This window comes from Streptomyces sp. Y7 (assembly GCF_043195415.1).
GTDB lineage: Bacteria > Actinomycetota > Actinomycetes > Streptomycetales > Streptomycetaceae > Streptomyces.
This window is the reverse complement of sequence record NZ_JBIDDQ010000044.1, coordinates 1-14,065: the sequence shown is the minus strand read 5'-3', so window position 1 is coordinate 14,065 and position 14,065 is coordinate 1. Positions and strand designations below refer to the sequence as shown.

Genomic DNA, 14,065 nt, shown 5'->3' with positions numbered 1-14,065 from the left:
GGCCGGAGACGTCGGCTGACGGAATCTGCGGAAGGAAATCCGCGAGCGATGTCGAGAACCCGCGCCCGGCTCCGTCCCGGGGGTGAACGCGACCACAATGGGTCGCACCCGCACCCAGGAGAAGGACGATGGCCAAGTACCTGCTGCTGAAGCACTACCGGGGCGCTCCGGCGTCGGTCAACGACGTGCCGATGGACCAATGGACGCCCGAGGAGATCTCGGCCCACGTGCAGTACATGAACGACTTCGCGGCCCGCCTGGAGAAGACCGGCGAGTTCGTCGACAGCCAGGCGCTCGCGCCCGAGGGGTCGTGGGTCCGCTACGACGGCGAGGGGCGCCCGCCGGTCACCGACGGCCCGTTCGCCGAGACCAAGGACGTCATCGCCGGCTGGATGGTGATCGACGTCGACAGCCACGAGCGCGCCCTCGAACTCGCCGGGGAACTGTCGGCGGCCCCCGGTGCGGGCGGCAAGCCGATCCACGAGTGGCTCGAGGTGCGCCCGTTCCTGACCGCCGAGCCCGGCATCACGGAGTGCTCCTTCAAGTGACGCGGATGAACGAGGCCCTGCTCAGGAGCCTCACCCCGAGCGTCCTCGGCGTCCTCGTCCGCCGCGGAGCCGACTTCGCGGCGGCCGAGGACGCCGTGCAGGACGCGCTTGTCGAGGCGGTGCGCGTGTGGCCGGCCGACCCGCCACGGGATGCGAAGGGCTGGCTGGTCACCGTGGCCTGGCGCAAGTTCCTCGACGCGCGACGCGCGGACACCGCCCGCCGTCGGCGCGAGGACCTCGTCGACGAGGAACCGGCGCCCGGGCCCGCCTCCGGGGCGGACGACACGCTCCAGCTCTACTTCCTGTGCGCCCACCCCTCGCTGACCCCGTCGTCCGCGGTCGCGCTCACGCTGCGCGCCGTCGGCGGGCTCACCACCCGCCAGATCGCCCAGGCCTACCTGGTACCCGAGGCGACCATGGCGCAGCGCATCAGCCGGGCCAAGCGCACCGTCTCCGACGTACGGTTCGACCAGCCCGGCGACGTCGCCACCGTGCTGCGCGTCCTCTACCTGGTCTTCAACGAGGGCTACTCCGGCGACATCGACCTCGCCGCCGAGGCCGTCCGGCTCACCCGGCAGCTCGCGGCCGCCATCGACCACCCCGAGGTGGCGGGGCTGCTCGCCCTCATGCTGCTCCACCACGCCCGGCGGGCCTCGCGGACCGCGCCCGACGGCGGCCTCGTACCGCTCGCCGAACAGGACCGCGGCCGCTGGGACCGCGCCCTGATCGCCGAGGGCATCGGGATGCTCCAGGCCGCGCTCGCCCGCGACCGGCTGGGCGAGTTCCAGGCCCAGGCCGCCATCGCGGCCCTGCACGCGGACGCGCCCACCGCCGGGGAGACCGACTGGGTGCAGATCGTCGAGTGGTACGACGAGCTGCTGCGCCTGACCGACAGCCCCGTCGTCCGGCTCAACCGCGCGGTCGCCGTGGGCGAGGCCGACGGTCCGCGCGCCGGCCTGGCGGCACTGGCGCCCCTGGACGCGTCACTGCCCCGCCACACCGCGGTCGCGGCCTACCTCCACGAACGGGACGGCGACCTGCCGACGGCGGCGCGCCTGTACGCCGAGGCCGCGCGGAAGGCCTCCAACCTCGCCGAACGTGACTACCTGACCCGCCAGGCGGCGCGGCTCAACACGCGCGGGGGCGGGGGAGGCGGGTAGTCGGCCGACCGCGGCCGATCAGAGGCCGATCAGAGTCCGACCGGTGGTGGCCGTCGCGGGGGCCGGCGTGGGTCGGCGATGGCGCAAAAAATCGAACACATGATTGAATCGGGGTATGCGATCGTTCCCCGACGACCTCGTCCAGGCACAGCAGGAGTGGAGCGCCACGTACCACCGGCTGGCCGACGGGCCGGGCCGAACCGAGCTGCGCCGGCGCCTGTACCGGCTCTCGACCGAGGTGCTGTTCCACCCCTATTGGCGCCAAGGCGGCCGTACGCCGGAGGCCTGGGCGGAACTGCGGAAGCTGGGGCGGGGAGGAAGGAGCTGGAGGTGACCGGCTGCATCCCGCACGAGGACGCTGCGGGCCATGGCCGAGCTACCGCCTGACGCACGACGGCTGCGGGCGATCCTCGCGTACCTCGACGAACAGATCGCCGGTCACGAGACCGTCGGCATCTACCTGCGCCTGCAGCGCGAAGCCGTCCGGGCGGCACTGACGCGCGCCGAGAAACGGCAGGTCCCCGAGGCGCCGAACTCCTCCCAGCCGCCGAAGACCCCTCAGCCGCCGATGACTTCTCAGCCGTCGGAGTCCTCCCGGTCGCCGATGTCCTCCCAGCCGTCGGAATCCTCTCGGCGTTCGATGTCCTCCCAGCGTTCGAAGTCCTCCCGGGCGCGGCAGAAGCCCGCGGCCCTGTCGCCGTTCGCGCCCTCGCGCGAGATGCGGCAGTCGACGGGCTTCGTCGTCCAGCAGAAGCGCACGCCGAACGGTCCCGAGCCCGCCGTGATCCACACCGGCGACTGCACGATGATCGAGGGCACGCCCCACCGGATCGGCGACCACGACGCCCGCGCCGCCCTCACCGACCCCAACATCGAGCCGTGCGCCTTCTGCCGCCCGGACAGCGAGCTGGGGATCCTGGACTAGGCGGCTCAGGTCGCAGGTCGCTTGCAAGCTGTACCCAGGTACAGGTTTACCGTCGGAAGTGCTCCCGGAGCGGGGACATGGACAGTGTTCCCGGGCCGGGGACATGGACAGTGTTCCCGGGCCGGGGACATGGACGACGACGGGAGTGACCTCGTGGCTTCTACGACCGGACCGGACTGGGTACCGCCGTCGTGCACCCTGCCGACCGAGGAGCAGCCGTTGCGGCTGGCCGAGTGGGACGCCCTGTTCGCCTCGCAGACGGCGGCCCCGCACCGGCCGGGACCGCTGCGGGTGCGCCTGGAGCTCCCGGCGGGGGCGGAGTGCGAGGAGCGGACCCGTGACCTGGCGGAACGTGAGAACGGCTGCTGCTCGTTCTTCGACTTCACCGTCACCGGCAGCCCGGAAGGGGTGGTGCTGGACATCGCGGTGGGCCGGGAGCACGAGCCGGTGCTGAGGGCCCTCACCGCGCGGGCGGATCGAGCGGTGCGGGCGGACCGGGTGGCGGGGGCGGATGGAGCGGTGCGGGCCGACCGGGTGGCGGGGGCGGATGGAGTGGCGGGGGCGGATCGAGTGGCGGGGGCGGGAGAGGGCGGGTGAGTGGTGTGGCTTCGGTGGGTGGTGTGACCGGTGGGTCTTCAGTGACCGGTGTGGCTGACGTGGCTGACGTGCGCGGCGGCGCGTTGCGTAGTGGGCAAGTGGCCCAGGAGGCCGGGGTGAACATCCAGACCCTGCGCTACTACGAGCGCCGCGGGCTGCTGCCCGAACCGGACCGCAGCCCGGGTGGTCACCGCCTGTACGGGGGTGAGGCCGTGACCACCTTGCGGATCATCAAGGCCGCTCAGCGCCTGGGTTTCACGCTGGACGAGGTGGCGGACCTGCTGGAGGCGGGCCGCCACCGTCACGGCCGTCCCGTCCCCGGCCTCCAGGAACGTGCGGCGGCCAAGCTCGCCGAGGTCGACGCCAGGATCGCGGACCTCACGACGATCCGTACGGCGCTCGTGGCCGCCGTGGACGCCGGTTGTGACGACCTGACGGAATGCGCCGCGAGTTCCTGCTGCCCGATCCCCTTCACCGACCTCGCCGCGGAGGACCGCCATGCCGGCCCTCGCCGCTGACCGGCGCCCTCGCCGGGGCCCAGCCGCTACCACGGCAGCCGCCGTCACGTCAGCCGCCGCTACGGCAGCCACGACAACGGCAGCCGCCGCCACGTCAGCCGCCGCCCTGGGCGGCGTTTCGCTTCGCGGGGCGGCCCGGTGGGCGATCTAGTCTCGGCGCGTGGGACAACCCGAGCAACGCGCCGAGGGCGCGGGACCGTTCACCACCCGGCTGACCTGGCATCTCCCCGGTGGCGGCACCGCCGTATGGGAGTCACGGCTCGCCCGTCGGCGTGGAGTCATCGCCGTCCGCCCGCCCGGCGCGCCCACCAGCCGGCACACCCGGGCCGACGAGATCGCACTCACCCGGCTGCGCCGGCTCAACGCCATGGCCGCGACGGCGTTCGTCATCGGCGGGGCCCTGTTCGCGGCGGGTGCCGGCGTCGCTCAGCTCGGCTCCGGTGACGCCACCACCTGCGCGTCGATCTACTTCGCCGGCGGTCTCTTCTTCAACACCGGGGGCTACGTCTCACTGCTCCAGGTCATCAACGCGCCGCGCCATGTGCCCGGCGGCGAAGGGCGACTCGTCACGCACCCCTGGCGCTGGTGGAGTTATGAGCCGGCACGGGTGGACTGGCTGAGCGCGGTCGTCCTCTTCGTCGGTACCGTGGTGTTCGCCGTCGACCTGCTGGACTCGTTCCTCCAGGGACTGAGCGTCCAGCAGATCAACCGGCTGGTCTGGGCGCCGGACGTGGTCGGCTGCGTGCTCTTCCTGATCTCGGGGCACCTCGCGTTCGTCGAGATCTGCCACGGCCGGCTCTGCTTCCGCCGCCGCAGCCTCGGCTGGTGGATCGTCGCCGTTAACCAACTGGGGTCGGTCCTCTTCATGGTCTCGGCGATCGCGGCGTTCACCCGCCCCTCCACCGGCAGCCAGATCAACGCGGACATCGCCAACTGGGCCACCCTCCTGGGCGCCACGTGCTTCTCCGTGGGCGGCGTGCTCCAGCTCTACGAACGCCCCTGACGTGCCGCGAGGCCCTTGGGCGGCGGAAGCCCGCAGCTGCCGCTGACGACGGGACGGCGCCCCGCCGACCGCCTGCGGCCCCCTGGCCTGCGGGCCTCAACCTCTGACGGCCGCCGCGATCCGTTCGGCGGCCTGGGGCGGCGTGAGGTGTGTGGTGTCGACGACCTCCGCCTCGGCGTGCAGCCAGGTGCGAGCCGCCTCGGCGTAGGGCTCGAGGTAGGTGAGGCGGAACGGGGAGGGGCCGAGCACGGTGTCGCCCTCGATGCGTCCGCGGAGGGTGTCCTGGTCGGCGTGCAGGACGAAGTGGCGTACGGGGATGCCGTGTTGGGCGAGCCCCGCGCTGATCTCGCGCCAGTACTGCTCGACGAGGACGGTCATGGGCACCACCAGGGTGCCGCCGGCGTAGTCGAGCACGTGGCGGGCGGTCTCGACGACGAGTGGCCGCCATGGCGGCCAGTGCTGGAAGTTGTCCGTCTCGGGCAGGCCCGGCCTGATGTCCATGAGTGTCTCGCCGACCTTCTCGGCATCGAACACCCGCGAATCCGGGATCAGTTGCTGGACGAGGGGGCTGGTCGTCGTCTTGCCCGCGCCGTGGGTGCCGTTGAGCCATACGATCATGGGTCCCGATGCTAGGCCCGGAGGTGCGGGCGGGGCAGGGACCCGGTGCGGCTTCGGTGGGCTCCGAGGAGGCGGCGTCGCCTTGTGGTCGCGCAGGGCCGTGAGCCGGCGACCGGCACTGCGTGCGTAAGGGCTCCCTCCGGCGGTGGTGGCCGAGAAAATCGAACACGTGCTTGAATTCGGGCCATGCAAACGTTCCCCGGCGACCTCGCCCCGGCCCGGCGGGAGTGGGGCGCCGCCCGCCACCCGCTCGCCCAGCGGCCGGGCCGCCGTACCCAGTCGCGACGGCGTCCTCGATGACGGGCTGGCATGCGGGGGCGTATGACCCGGATGATCCTGAAGGCATGTCCGGATCGATACGCGTGACCGTGCATCCGCCGTCGCCCACGGGCGGTCGGCGGGTGCGCGTGGACGGCGAGATCCTCGGCCTGGCCCACAACGTGGCCGATGTCGCGGAGTTCCTCCGCCGCGCCGGACTGGAGATCGACCCGGCGGAGGTCGCGGGGGTGCCGTGGATCGACTGGCGTGGCGTGGGGCCCGAGCGCTGGGGCCCGGAGGCGGGTGGCTGAGCCGCCCGGGGCTTCGCGGTCGCGGTCTGTGCTTCGGCGTGCGCTCGTTGCGGGGGAACGGGACATTGGAGCCGTGGCCTTGTGGATGACTTGGGAACTCGAAGAGGTCGGCAGAGCCGCGCAGGCCGTGGACAGCGTGGACGAGGCCGCTCGCTGGCTGGTCGGTTCGGCCGAGCGTTCAAAGCGGGCCTTCGATGTCGAGTGGCGCTGGCAGCGGCTGATGGACTCGGTGCTTCGGCTGCGCGCCCGGATGCTCGACGAGGGGCGCGAGAGTCTGGCCCGTGGGACGTCATGGAGTGGGGTGGACGAGGGCGTGGAGGTGCGGCTCACCGTCCGGCGCGGGAGGGGCTGAGCGCGTTCGGGGGAGGCCGCTGCGGCCGCGTGCTCGGAGGAGGGGATGTCACAAGTCCGTACGGCGGGTGAGAATGGGCTTTATTCGGTCTTTGTCCGGTGTGTCGCGTCCTGTCGGAGGGCAGCAGCCATGAAGGACCTCAAGTTCGAGCAGAAGCGCTCGCTGTCCCGCCACGAGGCCGCCGACCAGCTCACGGCCCTCGCGGACGCGCTGAGGGAAGGCGGGGACACCGAACTGGAACTCGGCGCGGGGACGCTGAGCCTGCGGATCCCCGACGACCTTCGCAGCGAGATCGAGGTCGAGATCGGTGGCGGGGAGATCGAGCTGGAGATCGAGTTCACGTGGTCGACCTCATCGACGCGGTCCGCGCCGGCGCCGGCGGGGACGGAGGCGGAGGCGGAGGCGGAGTCAGAGGCGTCCTCGTCCGCGAAGAAGGCCCCGCGGCGTAAGAGCGCGCCCGCCGGGGCGGGGCGAAGCGGCACGGTCACCAAGAAGGGCAGGAGCACGAAGCGGTCCGCCACGAAGACGTCCTGAGCGGAGGCCCGGCGCCGGTCGGGCCGACCGCCCGTGGGCGGAAGTCGGCGGCGGTGGGCGGCGATGAAGCGGTCATCGACTCCGTCCCCGAGCGCCGCCCGGTGCCCGGTGCCTGGTGCCCGGTGCCTGGCTATCATCCGCGCATGGACAGATCTGCCCAGGCGCTCGATCTCGATCGTTTCACCGTCACGGCGAAACGATGGGTCGTCGGCGCGGCGATCGGGATCTGGCTGCTGCTCCTGTTCGTGGTGATCCCCGAGATCTGGCAGCTCCTCGACCGCGCCGAAGTGCTCGGTGCGGCGGCCACCAGCGGTACGCCGTCCGAGGCGGCCGGCGACGCGGTGTACACGAAGCTCTACACGGCGGCCTACCTCGGTTCGATCGCACCGGCCGGCATCGGCGTGCTGCTGTACCTGCTGTGGCGCACACGCCATGGCGTGGAGGAGCGGCTCCCCACCGCCCTGCTCGTTTCCCTCGTGATCCTCGCGACCTGTCAGGCGGCGTCCGTGACCGCCGCGTGGGGCGACCAGTACACCGGGGCCGCGATCGGCGAGGAACTGGAAAGCGCCGGCATCAGTCTGTGGGGCCGCGCCGCCATAGAGCGGGGCTGGTACGTGGGATACGCGGCGCTGGTCGCGGGCGCGGCGGCCCTGGGGTTCGCCTTCACCCGGCCGTCTCGGCAGCAGATGTGGTGGGTCGCGGGCCTGACCCCGCCGGCCGTGGGCGTTCCGTGGGCGTTGCTCGGGGGCTCGTACCTCTGAAGGCACCTCGCGTCATGGCCGGACGCAACTGACCCGCCCACGCGCGGACGGCAGTTGATCCGGGCGACGCGGTCGGGCGGCCGAGCCCTACGGGACTGTCGGTGGTCGGCATTAACGTGCTCGCAGCGTCCTGTCGATCTTTGTACGTCGAGCCGGACTTTGTACGTCGAGCCGACCCCTCCGTCCGAGCCGACCCCTCCGTCCGAGCCGAACTCCTCCGTCCGAGCCGAACTCCTCCGTCCGAGCCGAACTCCTCCGTCCGAGCCGAACGTTGTCCGTCCGGCCCGAACGTTGTCCGTCCTAGCCGATCCTTATCTGTCCGAGGAGCCACGATGCCCGGAGTCCCACCCGAGTCGCCCGCGCAGGACCTGCGCACACTGATACCGGAGTACGCGGGCCTGGCCCGCAGAACCACCCTCCTCAACCCGGAGCCCGGCGAGCCCGGCGTGCGGGAGAGCTCGTTCGGGGGCGCGTTGCTGTGGCCCGCGGACGAGCCGTGGCCGTACTGCGCGCAGGAGGACCACTGGACGTTCGGCTCCGACTGGCGCAACCGCACCGAGATCGTCCCCGGGGCGGTGCCGATGGTGCCGATCCTGCAGCTCTTCGCCCGGGACGTGCCCGGGCTGGAGTTCCCGGCGGGGAAGGACCTGCTCCAGGTGGTCTGGTGCGCGCTGATCCACGAACAGGATCCCGGGCCGGTGCTGCCGCGGCTGTACTGGCGCAACGAGGCGGAGGTCCTGGCCGGCGGGACGCTGCCCGAGATCCCCGCGGTGAGCGAGGGGGAGTACGACGAGGAGAACATGCCGGAGCCGTCCACGCTGGCCCCGGCCACCGCCGACGACTATCCGAGCCGGCACGATCTGCCTCAGGACCTCCTGGAGACCTGGGAGCCCCGCTTCCGGTTGCCGACCGGCGGCGCCCTGTGGCCGCCCGACTCCAACGTCATCGCGACGAAGATCGGCGGCTGGCCCGCCTGGGTCCAGCCCTCTGCCTGGCCGGACTGCGACGGCGGTCACCGCATGGAGCACCTGCTGACCGTCACCGGCGACATCCAGCTCGGCGACTGCGGCGGCGTCTACTTCTTCCACTGCCGCCAGTGCCCCGGCCACCCCTGGGACTGGCGGTCCGACACCCACTGACGCGTGAGGCCGGTGCCCGCACGGATCGGCCGGCGGCCGTGGAATCGGCAGGGGCCCTCGAGCGTTGTGCAGGGTGGGCTTGGACGCCGGTGTGTGCGAGCGGAGTAGCCCGAGTGACCGAGCTGACTGGTATTGGAGGGCCGTGATGGCTGGGCAGACACAGAGGGCCGTGCTGGCGGGCGGATGCTTCTGGGGGATGGAGGAGCTGGTCCGCCGACTTCCCGGCGTGACGGCGACCCGGGTCGGATACACCGGGGGTGACGTGCCGAACGCGACGTACCGCAACCACGGTACGCACGCGGAGGCCATCGAGATCCTCTACGACCCCGCGCAGACCGACTACCGCGCGCTGCTGGAGTTCTTCTTCCAGATCCACGACCCGAGCACCAAGAACCGCCAGGGCAACGACATCGGCCTCAGCTACCGCTCGGCGATCTACTACGTGGACGACGAGCAGAAGCGGATCGCCGAGGACACGATCGCGGACGTGGACGCCTCCGGCCTGTGGCCGGGCAAGGTCGTCACCGAGGTGGAGCCGGTCGGCCCGTTCTGGGAGGCCGAGCCCGAGCACCAGGACTACCTCCAGCGCTACCCGGACGGCTACACCTGCCACTTCCCGCGCCCGGGATGGAAGCTGCCCGCCCGCGCCGAGGGCTGACCGCGGGGCGGCCCGGCGGACGCGGAGACCGGATGGACCCGGATTCCGCGCGCCGGGCCGCACGTGCGTCCGCGCACCTCGGGAGGGGGCGCGTCGGCGTGTGCCGCGCAGCTGAGAGAGCTGCGTGGCGGAGACGGCTTCGGCGCGCGTCGCGCACCTCAGAGGGGTGCGTGCTGGGCGGAGAGGGCTGCGACGTGCGTCGTCTGCGTCCTGCGCGAAAAGGTAGGAGACAGGCAGGCCGGAGGGATCCTGACAGATGTCAGGGCTCCCGAGCATGGGCACGGCGAGGCCCGGTGCGCTGCGCACGATGGTCACGGCAGTTCTCACTGCTCGGAGTCGGCCCAAGTCGCCACGAGTGCTTGCCGATCTGGGAAGCGGGGACCGGAGACCGTCTCCCGGATGGGTTCACCATTGAGCCAGCACACTTGCTCGGGAGCGCCGTCGCCGGTGTCGAACAGGCAGCACACTCCGCCGCTTTCTGCGGTGAGGTCGGTGAACACCCTTCTTACGTTGCTCGACCGCGCGAACAAGCGGCTCATCCCCGATGTCGCGGCCGAGAATTCCACCGAGGCGTAGCCGGGGTGCAGAAGGGACGCGAACCGGATCGTGGCGTAGATGTACCCGATCTGGAGGCGCCCGTCCGCCTGGGGTTCAGGGCCGCCCGTCTGCGCGTACTCGCGCAGTGCATCGTCGAGGTCGAACATGAGGGACGTGTCGAGCTCGAGCGTGCTGTTCGTGGAGCAATCGACCGGCTCGCTCTTGAACTGGGACGTGAACGGGAGGACGATCCGCCCACCGTCGGGCAGGGTGATCCCAAGCGGCGGCACGGCGCGGGTCGGCGGCGCCAACTCGGCCAGCTTTGCCAATGCGTTGGCGACATTCCGAGGGCGCAGATAGATGTCGTAGCTGTAGACCAGTCCCATATCTCCCCCTGTCACACTTCGAACCGCACCCTCCCACGCCCCGGCCCTGAGGGCATCTGGATTTAGAGGTGGCAACACGTTCATGAGATCAGTGATCGTTGCGCCTGTGTCAGGTTGTGGGTCCACCGGTTACTTGACGAATGGGACGAAGCCCGGCGCGTCCCCCTCGGGGTAGATGCCCCAGTTCATTTGCCAGGTGGCGGATCTTCTCGTCAGCCACCAGAACCTCGTCCTGAATCATGGTTACGCCCATGATGTAGGTGCCTTCGTCGATGTTGCAGTAGTAGAGGGCGCCCTGCTCGACATCGAAAACCACCCTGATCAGGATGCCCCCTGACAGGTGCTGCATGTAGACATCAAGATTCTCGATCAGCCAGTCGAGTTGCCGTCCGGACCGCTCGTATGCATGCCGCCGATCAGTACGGCTGCTTCGGCGAAAATACGGATTCAATGCCGGAGTATCAAGCGCATCCACATGAAATCGGCATCGGCCGTCGACGTAGTACCCGATGAATTGGAGATCTTGAGGGTCGAGTGCCTGCCGGCAGTGTTCCTCCACCTCTCGGTCGGCATCTTGATATTCGTCAAATCTATGGACCGTCAGGACTCTGTCCACATTGAACTGTTCGACCTCCTTCGGGTCGGGAGACTGTCGAGTGGCCAGGAGGAGAGCTGATCCATTTCTTGAAGCGACATGAGAATAGACGGCCAGGGTCACGACGAGTACTCCGAGGAAGACGATTCCCCACGCCTTTGCCAGAGCAGTGCTTCCCGCGCCCGCGGAATCAGCGACGTACGCAGTGCCCACCCCGAAGGTTGCGAGCCCTGCAAGAAAGAGACTTACGTCCAGGCTGGTGCGCAAGTTTCTTGCGCTGGTTCGGATCACCAGCAACACCAGTGCTGCCAGTGATATGACGCCGAGTACGATCAGCGCGCGGGCGAAGCTGTAGTTCTCGCCTTTGATGTACGCGATCAGTGCTTCCACGCTGATCGGAGCGATCACGCCGGTTGCCAGGCCCACCATGATCAGTCTCACACGTGACTGCAAGGTGCCCCCCACCTCAGGTCCAACAAGCTGCACCAGTATGGAGTCTCACTGGGCTCGGGAACAGGCGGAACGGCCGTTCCAGGGCGTCCAAGAGATGGTCGCGGCGGGTCGGTCTGCAAATTCCACGACCGACGTGAAAGCAATCGGACAGCCCCGACACCGACTACTGCTGGGTGGCCTCAGGCACCGCTGCAGTACCCCTCGAGTAGGAGGCTCCCCAACTCACCGCGACGGACTACTCAGCTTGACGTCCGTCCCGTCCGAGCCGCAGTAACCCGCCGGGTTCCTGTCGAGGTACTGCTGGTGGCGGGGCTCAGTGGCGAAGAGAGGCCGCCGTGGCGTATGCGATGAGGTTGGCGAAGCGCAGCCACGTGAAGAGACAGCTGTTCACAGGCGAGTAGCCCGGACGTACAAGGTGCTCGATTTCGAGGATCGTCTCGGTCAGGGCACATCGCGTCGGGCCGTCAAAAGGTGGCCCAGGTTCGTGACAGTAGTGCCCGACGGCACACCGCAGGGATGAGTGTCGTCGGGCCAGCGGGAACTGTTCGTTGCGCACCCGGCGTGCGTAGGTTCTGAAGCCCACCCGTCGACGTCAGCCTTCGGCCTTGGTGACGCCGATCGGGCAAGACACCCCGGTGCCGCCCACGCCGCAGTACCCGCCCGGGTTCTTGTCGAGGTACTGCTGGTGGTACGCCTCCGCCGGGTAGAACGGGCGGCCCTGGGCCGGGAGGAGCTCTGTGGTGATCGTGCCGTAGCCCGAGCCTGTCAGGACCTTCTGGTAGGCATCGCGAGAGGCCTCCGCTGTTTCGGCCTGGGTGGGGGTGTGTGGGTAGAGCGCCGAGCGGTACTGGGTGCCCACGTCGTTGCCCTGGCGGAATCCCTGGGTCGGGTCGTGGGACTCCCAGAAGGTCTTGAGGAGGCGGTCGTAGGGGAGGACGGCCGGGTCGTGGACCACGCGGACGACCTCCGTGTGGCCGGTGAGGCCCGAGCAGACCTCCTCGTAGGTCGGGTGCTCGGTGTAGCCGCCCTGGTAGCCGACCAGCGTCGTCCACACGCCCGGAAGCCGCCAGAACTTGCGCTCCGCGCCCCAGAAGCAGCCCAGCGCGAAGTCGGCCGTCTCCAGGACCTCGGGGTAGGGGCCCAGCAGCGGGTTGCCGAGGACCGTGTGGCGGTCGGGCACCGTGAAGATCGGTTCCGGACGTCCCTGCAGCGCCTGTTCGGGAGTGGGCAGGACGGGCGTTCGGCCGAAGAGCATGACGGTTCCTTCCTTGCGCTTCGCGGGCCCCGCGCACCTTGCGGAGAGCGGAGGGGTATGGCGGTGGCGCTGCGGTGCGTCGGTGAGGGCGCACCGCTGCAACGTACGGCCGGGTTCCCGGATTCCGCCCCGTCGCGGTACCGGCTCAGTGCGGCAGCGTTGCCGGGCTTCCGCCGTTCGCCTCGTAACCCGCCACCGCCAGCGCGCGGTAGACCGCGAACTCCGCGGCGGGGTCGGTGGACAGCGTCCACGGGAGGGCGCCGACATGGCCGTCGACGTGCAGCAACTGGTCCATCGCCTCCGCCCAGCGCTCGCCGCGCACCAGGAAGAAGACCAGCAGGTGGCGTACGTGCGCCAGCATCGGGTCGTCCGAGCGGGCCGCGTGCACCGCGAACATGCCGCCGTGGATCGCCTTCGTCACGACCTCGCTCTGGTAGAAGCCGCTGACCAGGTTCACCTCGGGCAGGTGCTCGAACACCGCGAAGAGGGGCATCGCGGCGAGGAGGGAACCCTGCGGAGCGCGGGCCGCTGCCGCTTCCGCGAACTCGTTGGCCAGCTGGCGGGAGCCGTGCCACTTCTCGCACCAGTAGTGCAGGGCCGCGAGGTGGGCGCCCATGTGGGACGGGGCGCGGTCCAGGATCTTCAGCCAGAGCTGCTCGAACTCCGGACGGGGGTAGGCCAGCCCGCGGGCCACCGACAGCTCGATGATGTACGGGATCGGGTCGCCGGGGGCCAGGAGGGCCGCCTCGCCGCACGCCGATCTCGCCTCCTCCATGATGATCCGGAACTCGTCCGTGCCGGGGGTCGCCGTGCGCCATGCCTGCTGGACCAGGAACTCCGCGTGGACGGCCGCGCCGCCCGCGTCCTTGGGCTGCTCGGTGCGCCACACTCGCAGCCACTGGCCGCCCGGCGCCTCGCTGACGCCACCCGGGCGCTGCTGCAGCTCCAGCGCGGCGGCGCCGGCGAAGGCCTGGACGCGCTGCCAGCGCTTCTCACCCTCCGCCTCCGTGCCGGCCAGCAGCTGTGAGGCGGCGCGGTAGTCCTGGGTGCGCTGCACCAGGTCCAGGACGTCCAGCAGGTCCTGGTCGGGGCCGGGCATGCGGATGTCCAGCTCCTCCTGCCGTACGAAGCCGTAGTTCGCCGGGTCCGCGGCGTCGGGGTGGCCCGGCGGGACCTGCTCGATCATGCCCCGCCTGCGGCGCATGAACGGCACCAGCACGAAGCCGATCATGACCAGCGCGACCAGGACCCAGAGAATTTCCATGCCTCCAGCGTTCCAGACGCCGCCGACAAATGGCCAACGAGGTGGGGTGCCTGTGGAAAAAGGGTTCTGCAGGGGAGGAGCGGGGATGCCCGCGGCGGCCCGTCATGGTCGGTGGGGTTGCGTTGCGCCTGGCGGGAGTGGGTGGGGGCGGGAGTGGGGGCGGGGCCGTGGCGGGGGGGGGGGGGGGCCCCCC

The 14,065-nt window shown here is 70.4% G+C and carries 18 protein-coding genes; 13 read left to right on the top strand and 5 right to left on the bottom strand.

Going from position 1 to position 14,065, the window contains the following annotated elements; translation table 11 throughout:
- Positions 1–128: 128 nt before the first annotated feature.
- The 7 genes from ACGFW6_RS43935 (at position 129) to ACGFW6_RS43905 (ending at position 4,751) form a co-directional block, all read left to right on the top strand.
- Positions 129–548: a YciI family protein gene (locus ACGFW6_RS43935; protein ID WP_393523071.1), complete on the top strand. Its 420-nt coding sequence runs from the start codon at positions 129–131 to the stop codon at positions 546–548.
- 5 nt (positions 549–553) lie between these two features.
- Complete coding sequence (locus ACGFW6_RS43930) at positions 554–1,708, top strand: RNA polymerase sigma factor (protein ID WP_393523146.1); 1,155 nt, start codon at positions 554–556, stop codon at positions 1,706–1,708.
- Positions 1,709–1,823: 115 nt separating this feature from the next.
- The gene (locus tag ACGFW6_RS43925) at positions 1,824–2,042 is read left to right on the top strand and encodes a hypothetical protein (protein WP_393523068.1); all 219 of its coding nucleotides are present in this window, start codon (positions 1,824–1,826) and stop codon (positions 2,040–2,042) included.
- Between the two features lie 33 nt (positions 2,043–2,075).
- The gene (locus tag ACGFW6_RS43920) at positions 2,076–2,633 is read left to right on the top strand and encodes a DUF6233 domain-containing protein (protein WP_393523066.1); all 558 of its coding nucleotides are present in this window, start codon (positions 2,076–2,078) and stop codon (positions 2,631–2,633) included.
- Positions 2,634–2,786: 153 nt separating this feature from the next.
- Positions 2,787–3,230 (top strand): hypothetical protein, encoded by a 444-nt coding sequence (locus ACGFW6_RS43915; RefSeq protein WP_393523063.1) that lies wholly within the window; start codon positions 2,787–2,789, stop codon positions 3,228–3,230.
- Positions 3,231–3,253: 23 nt separating this feature from the next.
- Positions 3,254–3,748: a MerR family transcriptional regulator gene (locus tag ACGFW6_RS43910; RefSeq protein WP_393523060.1), complete on the top strand. Its 495-nt coding sequence runs from the start codon at positions 3,254–3,256 to the stop codon at positions 3,746–3,748.
- A gap of 160 nt (positions 3,749–3,908) precedes the next feature.
- The gene (locus tag ACGFW6_RS43905; RefSeq protein WP_393523058.1) at positions 3,909–4,751 is read left to right on the top strand and encodes a hypothetical protein; all 843 of its coding nucleotides are present in this window, start codon (positions 3,909–3,911) and stop codon (positions 4,749–4,751) included.
- A gap of 96 nt (positions 4,752–4,847) precedes the next feature.
- Here ACGFW6_RS43905 and ACGFW6_RS43900 read toward each other — a convergent pair whose 3' ends face one another.
- On the bottom strand, positions 4,848–5,369 hold the full coding sequence (locus tag ACGFW6_RS43900) for an AAA family ATPase (RefSeq protein ID WP_393523056.1): 522 nt from the start codon (positions 5,367–5,369) through the stop codon (positions 4,848–4,850).
- A gap of 344 nt (positions 5,370–5,713) precedes the next feature.
- On the opposite strand from ACGFW6_RS43900, the gene ACGFW6_RS43895 reads away from it, so the two are divergent.
- From ACGFW6_RS43895 to msrA (ACGFW6_RS43870), 6 genes are all read left to right on the top strand, one after another.
- Positions 5,714–5,938, top strand: coding sequence for a hypothetical protein (locus ACGFW6_RS43895; protein WP_393523054.1), 225 nt, complete (start codon positions 5,714–5,716; stop codon positions 5,936–5,938).
- Positions 5,939–6,011: 73 nt separating this feature from the next.
- Positions 6,012–6,290: a hypothetical protein gene (locus ACGFW6_RS43890; protein ID WP_393523051.1), complete on the top strand. Its 279-nt coding sequence runs from the start codon at positions 6,012–6,014 to the stop codon at positions 6,288–6,290.
- 129 nt (positions 6,291–6,419) lie between these two features.
- Positions 6,420–6,824 (top strand): amphi-Trp domain-containing protein, encoded by a 405-nt coding sequence (locus ACGFW6_RS43885; protein ID WP_393523048.1) that lies wholly within the window; start codon positions 6,420–6,422, stop codon positions 6,822–6,824.
- Between the two features lie 143 nt (positions 6,825–6,967).
- Complete coding sequence (locus ACGFW6_RS43880; protein ID WP_393523045.1) at positions 6,968–7,585, top strand: hypothetical protein; 618 nt, start codon at positions 6,968–6,970, stop codon at positions 7,583–7,585.
- Positions 7,586–7,917: 332 nt separating this feature from the next.
- Positions 7,918–8,724 (top strand): DUF1963 domain-containing protein, encoded by an 807-nt coding sequence (locus ACGFW6_RS43875; RefSeq protein WP_393523043.1) that lies wholly within the window; start codon positions 7,918–7,920, stop codon positions 8,722–8,724.
- Between the two features lie 145 nt (positions 8,725–8,869).
- A complete protein-coding gene (msrA, locus tag ACGFW6_RS43870) occupies positions 8,870–9,382 on the top strand; it encodes a peptide-methionine (S)-S-oxide reductase MsrA (RefSeq protein ID WP_393523041.1) in 513 nt (170 codons plus the stop codon).
- Positions 9,383–9,705: 323 nt separating this feature from the next.
- On the opposite strand, the gene ACGFW6_RS43865 is transcribed toward msrA (ACGFW6_RS43870), so the two are convergent.
- The 4 genes from ACGFW6_RS43865 to ACGFW6_RS43850 form a co-directional block, all read right to left on the bottom strand.
- Positions 9,706–10,305: a hypothetical protein gene (locus tag ACGFW6_RS43865; protein ID WP_393523038.1), complete on the bottom strand. Its 600-nt coding sequence runs from the start codon at positions 10,303–10,305 to the stop codon at positions 9,706–9,708.
- A 109-nt stretch (positions 10,306–10,414) separates the two neighbouring features.
- Entirely contained in the window at positions 10,415–11,341 is a 927-nt protein-coding gene (locus tag ACGFW6_RS43860) for a hypothetical protein (RefSeq protein WP_393523036.1), read from the bottom strand.
- 604 nt (positions 11,342–11,945) lie between these two features.
- Entirely contained in the window at positions 11,946–12,608 is a 663-nt protein-coding gene (gene msrA, locus ACGFW6_RS43855) for a peptide-methionine (S)-S-oxide reductase MsrA (protein ID WP_393523034.1), read from the bottom strand.
- 145 nt (positions 12,609–12,753) lie between these two features.
- The gene (locus ACGFW6_RS43850; protein ID WP_393523031.1) at positions 12,754–13,872 is read right to left on the bottom strand and encodes a hypothetical protein; all 1,119 of its coding nucleotides are present in this window, start codon (positions 13,870–13,872) and stop codon (positions 12,754–12,756) included.
- Between the last annotated feature and the right edge of the window lie 193 nt (positions 13,873–14,065).

Bases quoted from the DNA above. Each gene is read 5' to 3' on its own strand.
- ACGFW6_RS43935 (WP_393523071.1), top strand. From the start codon at position 129: ATGGCCAAGTACCTGCTGCTGAAGCACTACCGGGGCGCTCCGGCGTCG.
- ACGFW6_RS43930 (WP_393523146.1), top strand. From the start codon at position 554: ATGAACGAGGCCCTGCTCAGGAGCCTCACCCCGAGCGTCCTCGGCGTC.
- ACGFW6_RS43925 (WP_393523068.1), top strand. From the start codon at position 1,824: ATGCGATCGTTCCCCGACGACCTCGTCCAGGCACAGCAGGAGTGGAGC.
- ACGFW6_RS43920 (WP_393523066.1), top strand. From the start codon at position 2,076: ATGGCCGAGCTACCGCCTGACGCACGACGGCTGCGGGCGATCCTCGCG.
- ACGFW6_RS43900 (WP_393523056.1), bottom strand. From the start codon at position 5,369: ATGATCGTATGGCTCAACGGCACCCACGGCGCGGGCAAGACGACGACC.
- ACGFW6_RS43895 (WP_393523054.1), top strand. From the start codon at position 5,714: ATGTCCGGATCGATACGCGTGACCGTGCATCCGCCGTCGCCCACGGGC.
- ACGFW6_RS43885 (WP_393523048.1), top strand. From the start codon at position 6,420: ATGAAGGACCTCAAGTTCGAGCAGAAGCGCTCGCTGTCCCGCCACGAG.
- ACGFW6_RS43880 (WP_393523045.1), top strand. From the start codon at position 6,968: ATGGACAGATCTGCCCAGGCGCTCGATCTCGATCGTTTCACCGTCACG.
- ACGFW6_RS43875 (WP_393523043.1), top strand. From the start codon at position 7,918: ATGCCCGGAGTCCCACCCGAGTCGCCCGCGCAGGACCTGCGCACACTG.
- msrA (WP_393523041.1), top strand. From the start codon at position 8,870: ATGGCTGGGCAGACACAGAGGGCCGTGCTGGCGGGCGGATGCTTCTGG.
- ACGFW6_RS43865 (WP_393523038.1), bottom strand. From the start codon at position 10,305: ATGGGACTGGTCTACAGCTACGACATCTATCTGCGCCCTCGGAATGTC.
- msrA (WP_393523034.1), bottom strand. From the start codon at position 12,608: ATGCTCTTCGGCCGAACGCCCGTCCTGCCCACTCCCGAACAGGCGCTG.
- ACGFW6_RS43850 (WP_393523031.1), bottom strand. From the start codon at position 13,872: ATGGAAATTCTCTGGGTCCTGGTCGCGCTGGTCATGATCGGCTTCGTG.